Origin of the sequence: Herbiconiux ginsengi, from assembly GCF_900107435.1 — a bacterium.
GTDB classification, from domain to species: Bacteria; Actinomycetota; Actinomycetes; order Actinomycetales; family Microbacteriaceae; genus Herbiconiux; species Herbiconiux ginsengi.
This window is the reverse complement of record NZ_FNPZ01000004.1, coordinates 522796-538207: the sequence shown is the minus strand read 5'-3', so window position 1 is coordinate 538207 and position 15412 is coordinate 522796. Positions and strand designations below refer to the sequence as shown.

The 15412-nt window shown below is 67.1% G+C and carries 13 protein-coding genes; 1 reads left to right on the top strand and 12 read right to left on the bottom strand.

Annotated elements, in window-relative coordinates:
• Window positions 1-37: 37 nt before the first annotated feature.
• The 12 genes from BLW00_RS18845 to BLW00_RS18790 form a co-directional block, all read right to left on the bottom strand.
• Window positions 38-829 carry a lytic transglycosylase domain-containing protein gene (locus tag BLW00_RS18845; protein WP_092557059.1) on the bottom strand — a complete coding sequence of 264 codons (792 nt, stop codon included), beginning with the start codon at window positions 827-829 and terminating at the stop codon, window positions 38-40.
• A gap of 50 nt (window positions 830-879) precedes the next feature.
• Window positions 880-1722 (bottom strand): phosphate ABC transporter ATP-binding protein, encoded by an 843-nt coding sequence (locus tag BLW00_RS18840; protein WP_092557057.1) that lies wholly within the window; start codon window positions 1720-1722, stop codon window positions 880-882.
• 15 nt (window positions 1723-1737) lie between these two features.
• Window positions 1738-2676: a sortase family protein gene (locus BLW00_RS18835; RefSeq protein ID WP_175494376.1), complete on the bottom strand. Its 939-nt coding sequence runs from the start codon at window positions 2674-2676 to the stop codon at window positions 1738-1740.
• Window positions 2673-4328 carry a substrate-binding domain-containing protein gene (locus BLW00_RS18830; protein ID WP_092557053.1) on the bottom strand — a complete coding sequence of 552 codons (1656 nt, stop codon included), beginning with the start codon at window positions 4326-4328 and terminating at the stop codon, window positions 2673-2675. Before BLW00_RS18830 ends, BLW00_RS18835 begins: the two co-directional genes overlap by 4 nt.
• A complete protein-coding gene (locus BLW00_RS18825; RefSeq protein WP_092557051.1) occupies window positions 4325-5761 on the bottom strand; it encodes a PstA family ABC transporter permease in 1437 nt (478 codons plus the stop codon). The genes BLW00_RS18830 and BLW00_RS18825 overlap by 4 nt, the downstream gene beginning before the upstream one ends.
• 3 nt (window positions 5762-5764) lie before the next feature.
• On the bottom strand, window positions 5765-6811 hold the full coding sequence (gene pstC, locus BLW00_RS18820) for a phosphate ABC transporter permease subunit PstC (protein WP_092557049.1): 1047 nt from the start codon (window positions 6809-6811) through the stop codon (window positions 5765-5767).
• On the bottom strand, window positions 6808-8712 hold the full coding sequence (locus BLW00_RS18815; RefSeq protein WP_217634421.1) for a hypothetical protein: 1905 nt from the start codon (window positions 8710-8712) through the stop codon (window positions 6808-6810). The genes pstC and BLW00_RS18815 overlap by 4 nt, the downstream gene beginning before the upstream one ends.
• 987 nt (window positions 8713-9699) lie before the next feature.
• Window positions 9700-11334, bottom strand: coding sequence for an Ig-like domain-containing protein (locus tag BLW00_RS18810; RefSeq protein WP_139256797.1), 1635 nt, complete (start codon window positions 11332-11334; stop codon window positions 9700-9702).
• A 137-nt stretch (window positions 11335-11471) separates the two neighbouring features.
• Entirely contained in the window at window positions 11472-12641 is a 1170-nt protein-coding gene (locus BLW00_RS18805; protein WP_139256796.1) for a hypothetical protein, read from the bottom strand.
• Between the two features lie 53 nt (window positions 12642-12694).
• Window positions 12695-13300, bottom strand: coding sequence for a hypothetical protein (locus BLW00_RS18800; protein ID WP_092557043.1), 606 nt, complete (start codon window positions 13298-13300; stop codon window positions 12695-12697).
• 271 nt (window positions 13301-13571) lie between these two features.
• On the bottom strand, window positions 13572-14045 hold the full coding sequence (locus tag BLW00_RS18795; protein WP_092557041.1) for a hypothetical protein: 474 nt from the start codon (window positions 14043-14045) through the stop codon (window positions 13572-13574).
• Window positions 14042-14593 (bottom strand): RNA polymerase sigma factor, encoded by a 552-nt coding sequence (locus BLW00_RS18790; RefSeq protein WP_092557039.1) that lies wholly within the window; start codon window positions 14591-14593, stop codon window positions 14042-14044. Before BLW00_RS18790 ends, BLW00_RS18795 begins: the two co-directional genes overlap by 4 nt.
• Window positions 14594-14838: 245 nt before the next feature.
• Between BLW00_RS18790 and BLW00_RS18785 the strand changes: the two genes are divergently transcribed.
• Window positions 14839-15402, top strand: a complete 564-nt coding sequence (locus BLW00_RS18785; RefSeq protein WP_139256795.1) for a hypothetical protein — start codon at window positions 14839-14841, stop codon at window positions 15400-15402.
• Window positions 15403-15412: the final 10 nt, after the last annotated feature.

Sequence of the window (15412 nt, the reverse complement as noted above, 5' to 3'; positions counted from 1 at the left end):
CCGCGCCGCAGAGGCGCACCGGTGATGGCGCTCCTCATCAGCCTGCCAGCCGCGCGTAGTCGTCGGCCTGTTTCCGCACGGCGGGCAGGTAGTCGTCGGCGGTGTTGTAGGCGCGCACCGCGGACGCCCAGCCGTCAGCGGTCGACAGATCACCCCCGCTCGCACAGAGATAGATGCCGGCACTGAGGGCTGCATCGTCGATCTGATTCGGGTCGGCGACGCTGTCGCCTGAGCCGTCCTCGCCGATCGCCGTCCAGGTGGCGGGGATGAACTGGAGCGGCCCTACCGCACGATCGTACTGGGCGTCGCCGTCCCACCGACCCCCATCGGTATCGGGAACAGCGTCGTAGACGGAGCCGTCGAGCACCGGTCCCAGGATCTGGCCGATGAGCTGCCCGCCCGCGTCGAGGTGGGCTCCTTCGTGAGTGCCGTGCGCGGATTCGCGCTCACCGAGGGCGGCGAGAGTGTTCCAGCCGAGGTGGCACTGCGGGGCGCGCGTTTCGAGGGTGCGCGCGGCGACGGCGTAGGCCTGCAGTGCGCGTACCGGGATTCCTGTGGCGGCGCTGGTGGTGGCCATCCATTCGGCGGAGACGATGCCGTCGGTCGCGGAGCCCACCGGCGGTGCGGTCTGGGTGGCTGCGACATCGCTGCCACCCGCTCCGCCTCCCGCGATGCTGCCTGTGCGGGCCTGGACGGCACCCGGCGTGGGAGCGATCTCTGCGAAGGCGTAGGGCACCGCTTCGGACGGCTTCGGCATCCCGGCGATCCAGCCCACGACGCCGGCGATCAGGAATGCGGCGCAGACGAGCGTCGCCGTCGTGCGCCCCACACGGGAGACAGGACGGCGAGGCCGCACGGTCGGCCGACCAGGAGTCCGGGTCATCCGAATCGCCCGTTCACGTAGTCGCTGGTGCGGTCGTCTTGCGGATGCGCGAACATCGCTTCGGTCGCGCCGTACTCGACGATCACGCCGGGCGTGTTCTGCGCCGCCAGGAAGAAGGCGCACTGGCTCGACACCCGGGCGGCCTGCTGCATGTTGTGGGTGACGATGACGACCGTCACCTGGCCGCGCAATGACTCGATCGTCTCTTCCACCCGGCGAGTCGACGTCGGATCGAGTGCCGAGCAGGGCTCGTCCATCAGCAGCACTCGCGGGGAGACCGCCAATGAACGGGCGATGCAGAGCCGCTGCTGCTGGCCGCCCGAAAGACCACCACCGGGCTGCTCCAAGCGGTCTTTCACCTCGTCCCAGAGCGACGCTTTTCGCAGAGAATCCTCGACGAGGAGGTCCTTCTCCGCACGCGTTGCTCGGATGCCCGCCAGTTTGAGCCCAGAGATGGTGTTGTCGTAGATCGACATGGCCGGGAACGGGTTCGCCTTCTGGAAGACCATTCCGATGTTGCGTCGCGCCGACGTGATGCGCTGCGACGGGGCGTAGATGTCATCGCCGTCCAGTCGCACCTCGCCGAAAAGCGACGCGGAAGGGATCATCTCGTGCATGCGGTTCAGGATGCGGAGGAAAGTCGACTTACCGCATCCGGAGGGTCCGATCAGGGCGGTCACCTCGCCTGCCGCCATGCTGAGCGACACCCGATCGAGTACCTTGTGGTCGCCGAACCACGCCGAGATGTTGTCGGCGACCAGCCCGCCGGGTTGCTGCACGTGCTCGACCAGGTCTGGTTCGTCGTGGTTCTCGGTGCGGGCGGAGAAGAGCGTTTTCATGAGCGGATTCCTCGGTCAGAGAAGGTTGGGCAGGAATGAGTTGACATTGGTGGCTGCGAGGAGTCCGATCGTCGCGATGACGGGTACGGCGACGATCCACGACTCCCATCGCCCCCAGCGTTTCCAGAGCCAAGTCGCGCCCAGAGCTGCTGCGACGAGCACCTCGAGCAGCAAGAGGAGCCCGAAGGCCCCAGACGAGTCGGCGCCCATCGCGCGCTCGGATGCCGGCAGCGCCGCGTCGGGCAGAACAAGGGGCGGGCGGTCGAACGCATCGGTGACGAGTTTCGTGTCGATCCGGAGCACGCCGTCGGGCATGAAAGGAGCACCCGACGCTGTGGTCAGGATGAGTCGTCCCTCGCGACCGATGGGGAACGGCGGCGCCTGGTCGCCCGCCAAGCGAGAGCCCATCACCTCGTAGGTGCAAGCGCCTTGCGCCATCGTCACTGAGAAGCGCTGGCCAGGCACCAGTCGCGACCATGCCCCGCCGATTCCTCCGTAAGCGCTGGCACGTGCCATCAACACACTCGTACCCACCTGGCACGGCAGGGCGGTGCTCCGCAGGTGTCCGATGCCCTGCATCGTCTGAGCGGATGCGGTTCCCTCCACGATCACCTCGTGATCGATGCCGAGCTCGGCCGCTCGGAAGACCGCGAGCGGCGTTCCCGGTGCGACCACCTGCCCGTCCGCTCCGGCGGGACCCGTGGGCACGGACCCCTCCGCGAGGTGGAGTCGCACGTCTTGATACAGGGAGTTCTGCCACGCGTAGTGCTGCACCTGTGAGATCGCCACGATGTCGACCACCAGCACGAGCAACACGATCGAGATCATCTGCAGCACGCGGGAGATCGTGACCGCGCCGGCGTCGGGTTCTAGGCGCACGACACGGGGCCGAGCGGCCCCAGCGAAGGCGGTGCCCGGGCCGGGCAGCAGTGGAGTTCGCGGCACCGTTGTCAAGAGCGCTCCCCCGGTGCCCGACGTCCACGGCCGTTGAGCAGACGGTTGACGAGGGGCGGACCCACGATCAACGTCAGGATGAGCAGGCCGATGATGATCATGAGGGACTGCGGCCCCGCCCATCCGGTGCTGCTGGCGAGCACGGTCGGAACGGTCTTGACGGTGCCGCCACTCCCGGCAGCCGCGCCTGCGTTCGCACAGATTCCGGTGTTCGGATCGCACGAGCCTGCAGCGTTGTTCGCCGCGCCCGCGGCGGGCCCGTTGGCGGCTGCGTCGGGTGCCCCGCCTGCCGCGGGGGCGTTCGGATCGGTGGTGGTCTCGTAAGTCGGTCCTGAGCCCGAGGGGATTCCGGTCCAGGGCGCCTGGCAGGCCGCGTCGCATCCGTCGGGGAACGGCGCGGTCTCGACCAGCACGTTCTGCGACGGGGAGTCGCCCGGCCGGAAGGTGGGGTTGTTACAGGGGTTGCCGCCACCGTGCAGTGCGCCGTTGGTGGTCGCATCCATCGATGCGGCGGTGTCGGCGTCGACTCCTGGGATCTTGCGCACCTGGTCGAGGGCGGCGAGCACCAGGTTCATCGGCAGAGGAGAGTAGCCGAGGTCGCCCATCTTTTGCTGGCCCTCGCAGAGGGAGTAGTTGGCGTAGTACGCGAGGGTCGCGCCTTTGGCGGCGTCGAACAGGCCGCGCTCGGCGGCCGGCACGAGGAGGTAGGAGTAGGCCGACATCGGATAGGAGCGCGGGTCGCCGTAGCCGTAGACGTTCGAGAGGTCCTGGCTGAGGTAGTTCGGCGAAGACGCGTCGGTGTTGATGATCGCCTGGGTGAGTGCCACCGCAACTGCGGGTGCCGTGGGTACCGTGTAGAAACCGGCCGCGTTCTTGACCTTCGCGACGGGAAAGCCGAGCCCGAGCGGGTAGGCGTATTCGTCGTAGTTGATCGTGTACTCGGTGCCCGAGGTGTAGGTGGTGACGCCGTTGGATTGCGACTGTGCGGTGAAGTTCGACAAGCCCTGGTAGGGGAAGTAGCTGGTGGCGTGCGCCGGGTCGCATCCGGCTCGAGCGCACAGCGCCGCGTATTTGTCGGGGAAGGCACGCTTCATCCACAGGGTGAACTGCGCGGTCGCACCTGAACCGTCCGAGCGCACCACGACGGTGATCTGGTTGTCGGGCAGGTTGACGCCGGGGTTCTCGACCGCGATGGCGGGGTCGTTCCAGCGGGTGATGCCGCCGGTGAAGATGCCGGCGAGAGCGTCTTGGGAGAGTTTCAGGTCTTCGAAGCGCGATCCGTCCACCGGCAGGTTGTACATGAACGACGTCCCGCCCGCGACGATCGGCAGCATCGCGTAGGGACTGCTCGGCCGCGCGGTGTCTTGCGGGTCGGCGGTGTCACCGTCGTAGGGGATCTCCGACACGGCGAAATCGCTGATCTCCTGCGCGAAGTTCTTGCGCCCGGCCGACGAGCCGTCGTTGGTGAAGTCGATGGTCACACCCTGCGCGGCCACGTCGGCGCGCCATTGATCGATGGCGGCGCCGGCCCAGGATGAGCCGTTGCCGCTGATGCGCGGGTAGCTCGCGGCCGCCGCGGAGAGCGAGCCGGTGAGAACGAGAGACAAACCGAGCAGAGCGGCGATCGTGGCGGAGAGGCGGCGGCGGGTCATTCGTTGGTCGCTTTCGGAAGGTTCGGCGGATCGGTTTCAGGTTGGAAAAGCTGCTCGAGACCGGGAGGCATGCCCTCGCCGTCGTCGGCGCTGCCACGGGACTCGTGCTCTCGACGATTGGCCTGGATGCGCGCGAGGGTGCCGCGCGATCGTTGGGTGAGCCGGACGCGCTGCTTCGCCGAGACGGTGCCGGCTTCCTGGCCGCCGATGATGCGGGCGATCACGAACAGCACCAGCACCACCACGAGCAGGAACGCTGCCGTCGCGAACCCGCGGGCGCGCATCTCGGGTTGTGGTGCTTTCACGAATTCGAGCGCTGCGAGGGGAAGGGAGGTCATCGGCCCGTTGAAGGGATCGAAGTTGAGGTTCGACGTGACACCCGCCGTCAGGAGCACCGGTGCCGTCTCGCCGATTCCATGGGCGGTGCCCAGGATGATGGCGGTGGTGAGGCCCGAGCGCACGGTAGGAAGCACCACATACCAGACCACTGCCCACTGGCCGGCACCCAGGGCGAGGCCCGCCTCCCGCAGGTTTCCGGGAACGAGCCGCAACACGACATCTGCCGATCGGATCATGATCGGCAGCATCAGCACCGTGATCGCCAAGGCCGCGGCGAAGCCGTTGAACTGACGGGTGAACGCGATGATGACCGCGGCGTAGATGAAGAGTCCGGCCACCACGGAGGGCAGGGCTGTCATGGCCTCGACGATCGTTCGCACGAATCGGGCGAGGCGTCCACCGACCTCCCCGAGATAGACCGCCGTGGTGAGACCGAGCGGCACCGTGATGATGAGCGCGATGCCGATCTGCTCGATCGTGCCGACCAGGGCGTGGAAGATGCCGCCCTGCTCGAGGCCCGCCAGCGGTCCGACCGTTCCCATGTCCTGCCAGAAGAAGTGCAGGCGATCGATCAGGCCACCGGCGTCGGCCGCGAACATCTGGGTCACCACGTCTTGCCCGCTGATGAGGGTGAAGCCGATCACCAGGGCGAGGGAGGCGATGACGACCGCACCGGCCGACCAGAGCATGATGCTCCAGAACCGGTCGACCACAGCTGGGCCCGGGTTCCGCAAGAACACGATGACGGCGTAGAGGGCGACGAACCAGACGTAGGAGACGACGAGCAGCCAGCCGGTGGGAATGATGCCGAGCACGACGGTGAAGATCAGTCCGACGCTCAGCCCCGCGAGTCCGGCGCCGGCCACGCTCAGCACGTCGTCGCGCGAGAAGCCGACGGCCACGCGTCCGGGGTCGGCCGGGTTCTCGTCGAGGGCAAGCCGAGGAAGCACCGTTGCCGGGCGTTCAGCCGGAGGCGGCGGGAGCTCGAGCACCTGAGTGGGCGCGGCATCGAGCGCGGCGGCCGCGTGGCTCCGCCGGCGGCGGCCGTGCAGCGTCTCGTCGAAGGTCACGGGGGCGGTAACCGGTTCGGTCATGGCTCAGGCCTCGCTCTCGGCGCCGGAGCGGGATCGGCCGATGATGGTCGACGCGGTGAAGTTCACGATCATGGTCAGGATGAACAGGGCGAGACCGGCTGCCATGAGCGCCGACATGGTGAATCCGTTCGATTCGCCGTAGCGCAGTGCGATGAGCGCGGCGACCGAGTTCGATCCCTTCTGGAGGATGTGGAAGTTGATGGCGAAGATCGGCGAGATGATCAGGTAGATGGCGATGGTCTCGCCGAGCGCGCGGCCGAGGCCGAGCATGGTGCCGCCGATGACGCCGCCCTTGCCGAACGGCAGCACGACACTGCGGATCATGCCCCAGCGGGTGGCGCCGAGCGCGTAAGCGCCCTCCCGCTCGCCGATCGGGGCGCGGGAGAAGGATTCGCGCATCATGCTCGTCATGATCGGCACGATCATCAGGGCCACCACGAGTCCGGCGATGAACGTGCTCGACCCGTAGAGCGCATTGTTGGGGAGCGGATTCGCGGGGTCGGCCCCGTCGACGGCGAAGATCGGGATCCAGCCGAACCAGGTGCTCAGCCACTTCGCGAACCCGATCACGTTGTTCTGCAGGAAGGCGAGACCCCACAAGCCGTAGACGACCGACGGCACCGCGGCCATCAGGTCGACGATGGAGACCAGGGTGCGCTGGAATCCGCCCCGGGCGACCTCGGTGATGAACAACGAGGTGCCGAGCGACAGCGGAAGCGCCACCACCAGAGCGACCAGAGCGATGAGCACCGTTCCGGTGAGCACGGCGGCGATGCCGAAGTGGTTGGTCTCGGGCGACCACTCCTGGGTGGTGAGGAATTCGACCGGCCCCACGGCGGCGATAGCCTGCACGGCGTTGACCGTGAGGAAGATGCCCACCAGGCACATGATCGCGAGCACGATGACTCCGCCGGTGCTGCTGACCAGACGGAACGTGCGGTCGGCACGCTCGCGCACCTGCTTGATCAGGCGCGGTGAGGCAGTGTCGGCACCGGCCTCGGGGTAGTCGGGCCGGGTGGTGACGTCGGCCGTCTCGGAGATGGCCGTCATGCTCTGACCTTCTTCCGCCGGCCGATGACGAAGGAGAAGGCCCCGGCGAGCACGGCGGCACCCAGGCCCACGAGCAGGCCCAGCTGAGGGAAGCCCGTCTCCGTGGCTCCGGTCACTCCCCCTGGGGCGGCCACCGGCGCCTGATCCGAATCCGGCGCTCCGCCGTTCGGCGCGGGCGGCGGAACGACCGCTTTCGGAACGAAGGCGGCACGGGGCCCGACCGGCGCGTTGGGCGCCGGATTCTTCGGAGGTGCGGCGGATGCGGGCGGAGGGTTTCTGAGGAGCGCGGTGGCCGCGGTCGCCTCCGCGACGAGCTCCTCCGAGAGGGGCGCGTATCCCGGAGCGAGCTGCCCGGTCGTCGTTCCCGGAATCTGACCGGGGCCGGCGAGGTAGTCGAGAGCATCGGCGAGAGCGTCGGCCACAGGCTGCGCGAGACCCTTGGTGTTGACCACGCCGTACACGAGCATGGCGAGGGGGTAGGCGCCGGCCCCGAGGTCTGCCTGGCCGTTCGGCAGCAACATCCCGCTGGCCGTGTCTTTGCTGAACCCCGATGCGAGAGCAGTGGTGAGAGTCGCTTCGGTGGCCCCGATGCAATTCGCGCCGTCGTCGTCGCAGATCCGGGCGGTGGGCAGCTGGAAGCGCGCCGCATCCGCGGCGGACGTGATGGAGAGCGCATTGCGTGTGCCGAAGTCCTGGCGGGTCGCCAGCCCTTTCCACTCACCACCCGGCCTGTTGCTCTTGCACGACGCGATGCCCTCTTCGAAGGGGCACCAGGTCGCTTTCGGGATGGCTGCCTGGAACGTGCCACGCGCAGCAACGGGCATCGACGCGAGCGGGGGGAAGAGATCGACGACAGTGGCCGCGCCCCAGGTCACGGCTCCTTCTTTGTACGGGTCCTGCTGATACCAGAGCACCTGCGGGTAAGCGGTCGACGTCGGCGGGTAACTCGGCGCACGAGTCTGGTCGAAGCCCACTGGGCTGTGCGTGGCTTCGATCTTGGCGGCCGCAGCCTCGGAGAGCTCCGAAGCGTCATCGGGGCATTCGGCATAGGTGCGGGTGGAATAGAACGGGTTGATGACCGTTCCGTATTGGTCGGGGCAGCCGTTGAGGAACGACTTCGACAGCGGATCGGTGGCGAGCCACGACCACAACTGATGCGCGGCATCCGAACGCAGGCTCTCAACGTTGATCCGGTAGATCGCCTTGTTGCTGTCGGAGATCTGATACTTCAGAGCCGGGTTGAGGGCGAGAAATTCCTGGTCCGAGATGAGACCGGTCGGCTGATCGGCCACCCAGGGGGCCCTCCCCGCACGGTCGCCCCGCACGGGGTCGGACTGAGGAACCGTCGAGCTGCCGGCGATATCGCCCCAGGCGCCGTAGCTCATCGTGAGGAGCTTCGCGACGAGGCGTGAGTTGAGGTTCAGCTCGGTGATCTGCTCACCATTGCGATCGTGCTCACGCTGCGCTGTCTCGAGATCGGGATAGCCGCAGCGCGCCACGGTGCCCTCGGTGACTTCCTCGCTGCCACCGCAGGGCTGGTAGTCGAGATTCACCCCGACGACGACCGCTCCGAGCGCGACAGGCGCGTTCACAAGTCCGTCGCCGGTGGCCGGCTGCGAGCCGAAGGCCAGTCGCGACGAGCCGCCGCTCAGCTGCTGTCGGGCCTGGAAGTCGCTGAGCTGGCTGTAGCCGAGGGCCACTCCGGTGCCCGCGCAGATGCCGGGAATCCACGAGGTCATACCTGCCGTGAGCATCTCGGAGCCGCTCGTCAGGGTCTGCGCCTGACCGCTCGGGCACCTGGGCGCGATGTCTTGGAACTCGAGCTTCACCTGCATCCGCTGCGCCCAGAGCGAGGGAGCGAGGCCGGTCGGCTTGTTCGCAGTGAGTCCAGTTGCCTTCACCAGGCCCCTGGTCATTGGCACAGCGACGAGCCAACACGTCGAGGTGCTTGCCGCGTTCTCACGATGCCCACAGCCGAGAGCGGGCGATTCGATGCCCGTCTGGATCTCGAATGACCGCGAGCCTCCCCCGCCGACTTGCACCTGGAAGTTCGAGAACTCGTTAGTCGTAACTCGACTGAACGCGGTGAGCGTGTCTTTCGGCAGATCGGTGACGGTGCCATCGACTGCACGAAAATCAATGGCAGGATTTGACAGATCAAGGTCGCCTCCGCGAAGAAGGCGATCACCCAAAGCAACTCGGAAATTCACATCGTTCGGCAGCGCGTCAACGGCACCTTCGCCGACCTGACACGATTCCGACGCCGGTTCGGTGGCTGTCGGATCTGGTTGCCCATCGGGTCCAGGCGCACCCCAGCATTGAAAGACTTCCAGCCACCCGGAATTGTCATCGCCGGTGTCTTGTGAATCCGCAAGTGACCCCGTGAAACTCACCGTCACGGCCTGATTGACGAGATTCCTCGTCTGCGACACGGTGAGCGCGAGGCCCCCTCGCCCGTTATCGGACCCGAAGGTCTCCTGATACCCGTCTTTCACCCGTGCGCTCAGGTCTGCGTAGGTCTTGTCTCCGGTGTGTGGGATGACTTGCGTCTCATCCCGCGGCACGATGCTGCTCTCGGGGTTTCCGGTGTTGTCCCACCGGACAGTGACCGACGAGTCGCTCGCCGTGACGCCGTCGGGGCCCCACGCTGTTGCTGGAACCGGCGTGTCCGGCGGCGGCTCGGCCGCAGCGGGCAGGGTCGGACCGGCCAGCAGAGCGAGTGCGGCGACGAGGCCGAGCGCCGTGAGAAGGCGACGGCGGGGAGCCAATGGTGATCGGGTCACAGGTTACTGATCCTCAAAGAGCTGGTACGGGAGAGCGGGACATCGTGGAAGGGCCGGGATGGCTGCCGCAGTCACGGGGCAACCATCCCGACCTCGAGGGGTGGGTCAGGCGCGTCGGGTGCGGCGCCAGAGGTACCAGCCGCCCGTGCCTGCAGCGGCGGCGAGCGCGATGAGGCCCCCGATGACCGCGAGCAGGCCGGCCGGGTTCTGCATGGTCGCCCCGACCCAGTCGGTATGGAACGCCGCCGGATTGTTCGACCCGGTGGCGGCCGGCGCACTCGGCGACGGGCTCGGCGTGGGAGCTGCAGCCTCGATCGTGAAGGCCAGTGTCGTGGTCGCCGTGCCGTCGGTCAGCACCAGCTCGTGAGCGCTGCCGGCCTCGAGCGTTGCCGGAACGGTGAAGATGTACCGCACCGACCCATCGGCGGCTGCGGTCGCCGTCTCCGTGAGCGGGATGGGGTCGGAGTGGACCTCTCCCGTCACCTCGGCCCCGCCTTCGAACGTCTCCGCCGGGTACTCGGCCCGGTACTCGGCGCCGGCCTCGACCTTGCCGCCCGCGGTCAGAAGAGCGGGGAGCGCTGGGATCTGCACGGTGACAGCGGAGGATTCCGCACTCGCCGCATAGTCCGTTTCCGCGGCATCGGGCACGAACTTGGCCGTGTAGGCGTAAGCCTTGCCATCTGTCAGTCCCGACGCCGTGTACTGCGCAACACCGTCGGCGACCGTCTGGGAGGCGACTTTCGAACCCGCTGACCAGAACTCCACCACGCCGTCTGCCTCGGTCGCTTTCGCGCCGTCGGCCGAGACGGTCGCCGTGAGATCCGCCGCGTCGTATCCGACTGCGGTGCCGACCAGTGCGACCGTGGTCGCGACGCGGGTCTTGGAGATCGTGACGGTCACCGGGCCGGAGACCGAACCACTGTAGTTCGAGTCCTCCGCCGGAACGTACGTCGCCGTGTACTCATGAGGGCCATCTGCGAGACCGGGGATCGTCGTCGTCGCGACGCCCGCCGCGACCGGCGCCGACATGGTGCTCGATCCGTCGGAGAACTCGACCGTTCCGGTCGCATCCGAGGCCGCCGCATCGCCGGCCTTCACCGTCGCGGTCAGCTTGGCATTGTTCACGCCCTCCTGCACACCGGCCAGCTCCACCGAGGTGTCGACCTTCGGAACGTTCAGCTTCCAGTTGCCGCTGCCGTCGGTGTCGATCCGCATCCACGCCGCGATCGAGTTGCCCGACGCATCCCGATCCAGGATGGTGTCGAATCCGTCCGCGTAGGTCAGACAAACAACGCCGATGCTGTAGCTGTGATCGGGGGTAAGCAATTGCGACCACGGCAGCGAAGCGTAGCCCTTCGTCGAATCGTAGAGCGTGGGCGGAATATCGACGTTTTCCCAGGGAATGCCGTCCGCCATGCCGCCCGGGCGCTGTTTGAAGATCGGGTAACTCGCCCAAACATCCGCGGGCGTAGTGCCATCCGCGACAGGTACGGTCTCTGCACCGGGCTCGCTCAGGAACATTCCCCATTCGCTGATCGGGTCGCAGGTGAGCGTCGTATTGAACTTGATGTCCTGGAGATCGAGGCCCGCGATCGTGCCGGAAGTCTTGCTCGGCGTGAACGTCAGAGCGGAGTCCGCCGCGGCGGCGGGAGCCGCAGCGGCGATGCCGCCGAGCACGATCGCCGCACCGGCGACGGCTGCGATTCGCTGCCACAGCGGGCGCGAGGAGTGGGTTTTCATCGAGAGGAAGTGCCTTTCGTCGGGCCGACCGGGATTGGTCTGCGATTCATTGGTGGGAGGGAAGTCGGGGTGGCCGGCGCGGAGTTGTGCCGGGCGGACAGGCCGCCCGGCACAACCGTGGAATCAACCGCTGGGTGTTAGTTGGTCCAATTGGAGTGGTACTCGCCCTCCGACGCCGTGTAGACGATGCGGCCAAAACCGTAATCGTTCACCACGTACTTCGGGTTGCCGCCGACCAGGTGGGAGGCATCACGGAGACTCGAGTTGATGAGCGTTGCGAGGGTGCCCGTGTAGTTAGCGGTCGGAACCACCGAGTACACGTCGCGGGCGAAGGTTCCGACGGCCGAGGACGGCTCCGACTGGAGGTCGCCGTAGATGGTGCTCGTGTCGCCCAGCCCGGTGGGGAGGTTGGTCGCCTTCGAGTTGACCGACGTGATCTTCAGCGTCGAGCCGTTGGGGGCACCGGTGATCGTGTCGCCGAGGCCGGCCTTCTGTGCGTTCCACTGAGCAACCGAGAACGGCGAGATATCACCGGCGGTGCCGAGGGTGCTGGCGTTGTTCTCGGGCGAGCCGATCTGCTCCACCCAGGCACCGATCGGGTCAGCGCCCTGACCGATCGCCTTGAGGAAGAAGCTGCGGGTTCCCGAGCTTGCCTGCGGCAGCTCCGGGTGCAGCGTGATGGTGCCGCCACCGGGCTTGTTGTACACCGGGTCGGTGGAGCCCGAACCGGCGGTCACGTTGCCGGCGGAGGTGCCGATGAAGATGGCGTGGAGCTCGGCGGTGGTGAAGTTCGTGGGAACCCCGGTGAGGCCCACACCCTGGATCGCGACCGAGACGGCGTCGCGGGCCAGTGGCACGAAGACCAGCTTGTCGGTCGAGCCGCCGGGCGCGACCGAGGTGCCGGGGCGCGACGACGAGCGGGCGATGTCCACGGCGTGGATGCTGCCCGACTGCAGAGCCGGCGAGGTGACGCCGTCGGCGTTGGTGAAGGTGTTGGAGGTGGTGCTCCACGAGGCGCTGAGCGCCTTCACGCCGTCGCCCGAGCCGGCGGGGCGAGCGAACGCCGAAATGCCCGACTTGGTGGTGATGGTGCCGGCCGGGAACGCGTTGTACGACGCGATGCTCGTGAAGTAGGTGTTGCTCAGCTCGTTGTAGACGTCCTGGATGGTGTCGGATCCGACGGCCGCGTAGGTGCGGAAGCCTGACGGAACCGGCTCGGCGTTCGCGGCAGAGGCGCCCGCCGTAATGAGTCCGAAGGTGAGGCCGGCGACGACCGTGGCCTTCAGGGCACGACTTGTTTTCAACACAGTGCTTCTCCTATAGTGAGATTTCTTACGCTGTTGCAGCAGACGTAAGGGTGTTATTCGCGGGTGCCCGTTCCCAGATCGGCTGGGGCGGGCATTCCGTTTTCCGGGCGCGAATCCCCCGAGTTCGAAGACGGAAATCTGTGGGCGGAGGCCGGGCCGAGGCTCAGCGGTCCGGTTGCTGCCAGGGGCAGTCGCTTCGAGCCGGCCTGTACAACTGCGGCGGCGATGAGACGCTTGGCGGTCGCCGCTGCATGCTGGGCGCGATCCTCCCGCGGGTAGCGGCCGACACCGACCAGTGCCGGAGAGCCGAAGAGCGAGATGTACCAGAGGTGGCTCATCCCGTCGTGCACGAGGTGAACGGTGAGGTGGTCTCCGGCAGCCACGATGGCTTCGGCGTTGCGCCTCGCCTTGTCGATGCTGGAGAAGGTTCGGGCGCTTCGCCCGACCTCGCGCTGGTTGAGTCCGCACAGGCGCCAGAGGTGCAGGTCGGATGAATCGGCGGCGACCCAATGCGGCTGTGGTTCGACGACTACTCCCGCGACAGGATCAGCTGCCCGCTCGACCTGCTCGAGGAATTCGCGGTAGCGCTGCAGCATCCGTTGCTCGCTGTTCGCGAATTCGACGAAAGCGACTCGCGGAGTGCTCGTCGAACCCACCATTTTTCCCCCTGCATGTCAGCCCGTCACCCGACGGAGCGTGAGTGATTCGCCCGGCGTTTCAGGCCCCGTTCGTACCGCTCGAATCGAGTATGGATGCTGCGGTCCACCCCCGGACCGGCCTGCTCAGGACGGTTTCGCGAACTGTCTACCCGGGTTCGTGATCGAGACGATGAACTCTTCGTGAAGCCGCTTCAAGAGGGGTAACGATGGCGTCACGCCGGAAATAGAAGGGTTCCACCCGGGGCGTACTCGGGCGCGGAAGCCTCGTGAGTCAGGGTTTGACGTACAGCGCGAGGCCGTTGGCCGCGCAGAATCCGGAGTCCCCGGTGGGGAAGACGGCGAGGGTCTGGTCGGCGCGCACGCACAGCGTCAGCTCAGGCACGGGCGCATCGGTCGGCCCGGTGGACGGCGGCGTCGACCCGCCCAGCACGCCGGCGGACCAGAGTGCGGCACACATGCCGAGCGCATGCTCGCCCGGATCACCCACGGCCTCGCCGCTGTAGCGCTCACCGGCAGCGATAGTGGAGTCCAGGCTCGCCGCGGAGTAGCAGCTCACGGTGCGTTCCTGCACGGATTGCGGAGCCGTCACGACCCATGCGGCGGCGCTCAATGCGGCGACACCGATGACGCCGGCACCGGCGATCGCGAGTCGGCGGCGGCGCCGTTTGCGACGGTCGACGTAGTCGAGCACCCACCGCCGCATGTTCGACCGGCGCTCATCGCTCAGCCGTGGTTCGGGCGTCATCGCTCGCCCTCCGCCCGCTTGCGGAGGCGGGTGCGCACACGGTTGAGGCGTTTGCGCACCGACGCGGTCGAGATCCCGAGCGCCTCGGCGGTCTCGTCGTACGACAGACCATCACGCAGAATCGACCGGTAGACCTGCTGGTCGAGCTCGGGCATCGACAGCACCTCCGTCTCCAGTCGCCCCATCAACAGCCGCGAATCGAATTCTTCATCCACCCGGTCTGTCTCCGCCAGCGTATGGCCGAGTTCTTCGACCGGAGTCATGACGGGCCGCCGTCGCACCGACCGCATCCGGTTGGCGGCGACGTTCCGGCAGGTCGCTTCCAGCCATGAGGCGGCTGAACCGCCCACCAGGCGGATGCGGCGGGCTTTGCGCCAGGCGATCGCGAACACCTCCTGGGTCACCTCCTGCGCTTCGTCTTCGTCGCCGAGCTCCCGCAGCGCAAGTAGATATAGCGGCTCGACGTGCCGGTCGTAGAACGCGGCGAAGGCCCGCTCATCGCCGCGTAGCGCGTCGGCGAGCAGACGTTCGTCCCCCGGATCGTTCATTTCTCGGACTGTACCGCACCATCGACCGGCCAAAGCAATCGGCGTTCCCAGGCGACTGGAGCACCTCCGATCGCTGTCAGAATACGGAATTCACTCCTTATATATGTCGCCGTTCGGCCTGGCGTTACCCAGGCTGCGAAGTGTTCTCCGGTGCGTCACGACGCCGGTTCGCGCCGCTCATCTGGACGGGCAAAGCTTCACGCGTCCGTCCTCCCTCAGCTTTCCGCGAGCGCTTGAATGTCGCCATGCACACTCAGACTCCTCCTCGTCCCGCCCCAGTGCGGCGTCTCGCAGCACTCGGCCTCGCGGCCGCCGCCGCGCTCACCATACTCACCGCCACTTCGGCTTCGGCCTCGGCCTCGGCCTCCCCGACCGAACCGGCACAGTCCTGCTGGACGAACGTCGACACCGGCCAGACCGGATGCTTCGACGCCGCCCTCGACCCGGTCGAAGCGATCGAGCTCGCCACCGGCCGCCCCCTCGTCACGGGCGAATCTGCAAGCCGTTCGGCCGCACCGACCGGGGCATTGGTCGACTATCTGCTACTGACCGGATACGACGGGCAGAACATGACCGGTCTCAGCAACAGTTACTTCAGTTCGAACGCGAACATCTGCAACGCGGTGGCTTACGGTTTCCAGAACCTCGGTACGTGGAGCGATCGCTTCGAATCGTTCCAGTCGTCGAACGGCTGTCAGGCCACCTTCTACGCCGACACCCTCTACGACGGAACGGCCTACGGCCCGTTCGTGTCCAAGACGACGATGGGCTCGTTCAACAACGTCGCCTCATCCGTCTACATCGACTGAGCAGCGCTCG

Coding starts and splice junctions, on each gene's coding strand:
- BLW00_RS18825 (WP_092557051.1), bottom strand. CDS start 5,761: ATGACCGAACCGGTTACCGCCCCCGTGACCTTCGACGAGACGCTGCAC.
- BLW00_RS18800 (WP_092557043.1), bottom strand. CDS start 13,300: ATGGTGGGTTCGACGAGCACTCCGCGAGTCGCTTTCGTCGAATTCGCG.
- BLW00_RS18795 (WP_092557041.1), bottom strand. CDS start 14,045: ATGACGCCCGAACCACGGCTGAGCGATGAGCGCCGGTCGAACATGCGG.
- BLW00_RS18790 (WP_092557039.1), bottom strand. CDS start 14,593: ATGAACGATCCGGGGGACGAACGTCTGCTCGCCGACGCGCTACGCGGC.
- BLW00_RS18830 (WP_092557053.1), bottom strand. CDS start 4,328: ATGACCCGCCGCCGCCTCTCCGCCACGATCGCCGCTCTGCTCGGTTTG.
- BLW00_RS18810 (WP_139256797.1), bottom strand. CDS start 11,334: ATGAAAACCCACTCCTCGCGCCCGCTGTGGCAGCGAATCGCAGCCGTC.
- BLW00_RS18785 (WP_139256795.1), top strand. CDS start 14,839: ATGCACACTCAGACTCCTCCTCGTCCCGCCCCAGTGCGGCGTCTCGCA.
- BLW00_RS18840 (WP_092557057.1), bottom strand. CDS start 1,722: ATGAAAACGCTCTTCTCCGCCCGCACCGAGAACCACGACGAACCAGAC.
- pstC (WP_092557049.1), bottom strand. CDS start 6,811: ATGACGGCCATCTCCGAGACGGCCGACGTCACCACCCGGCCCGACTAC.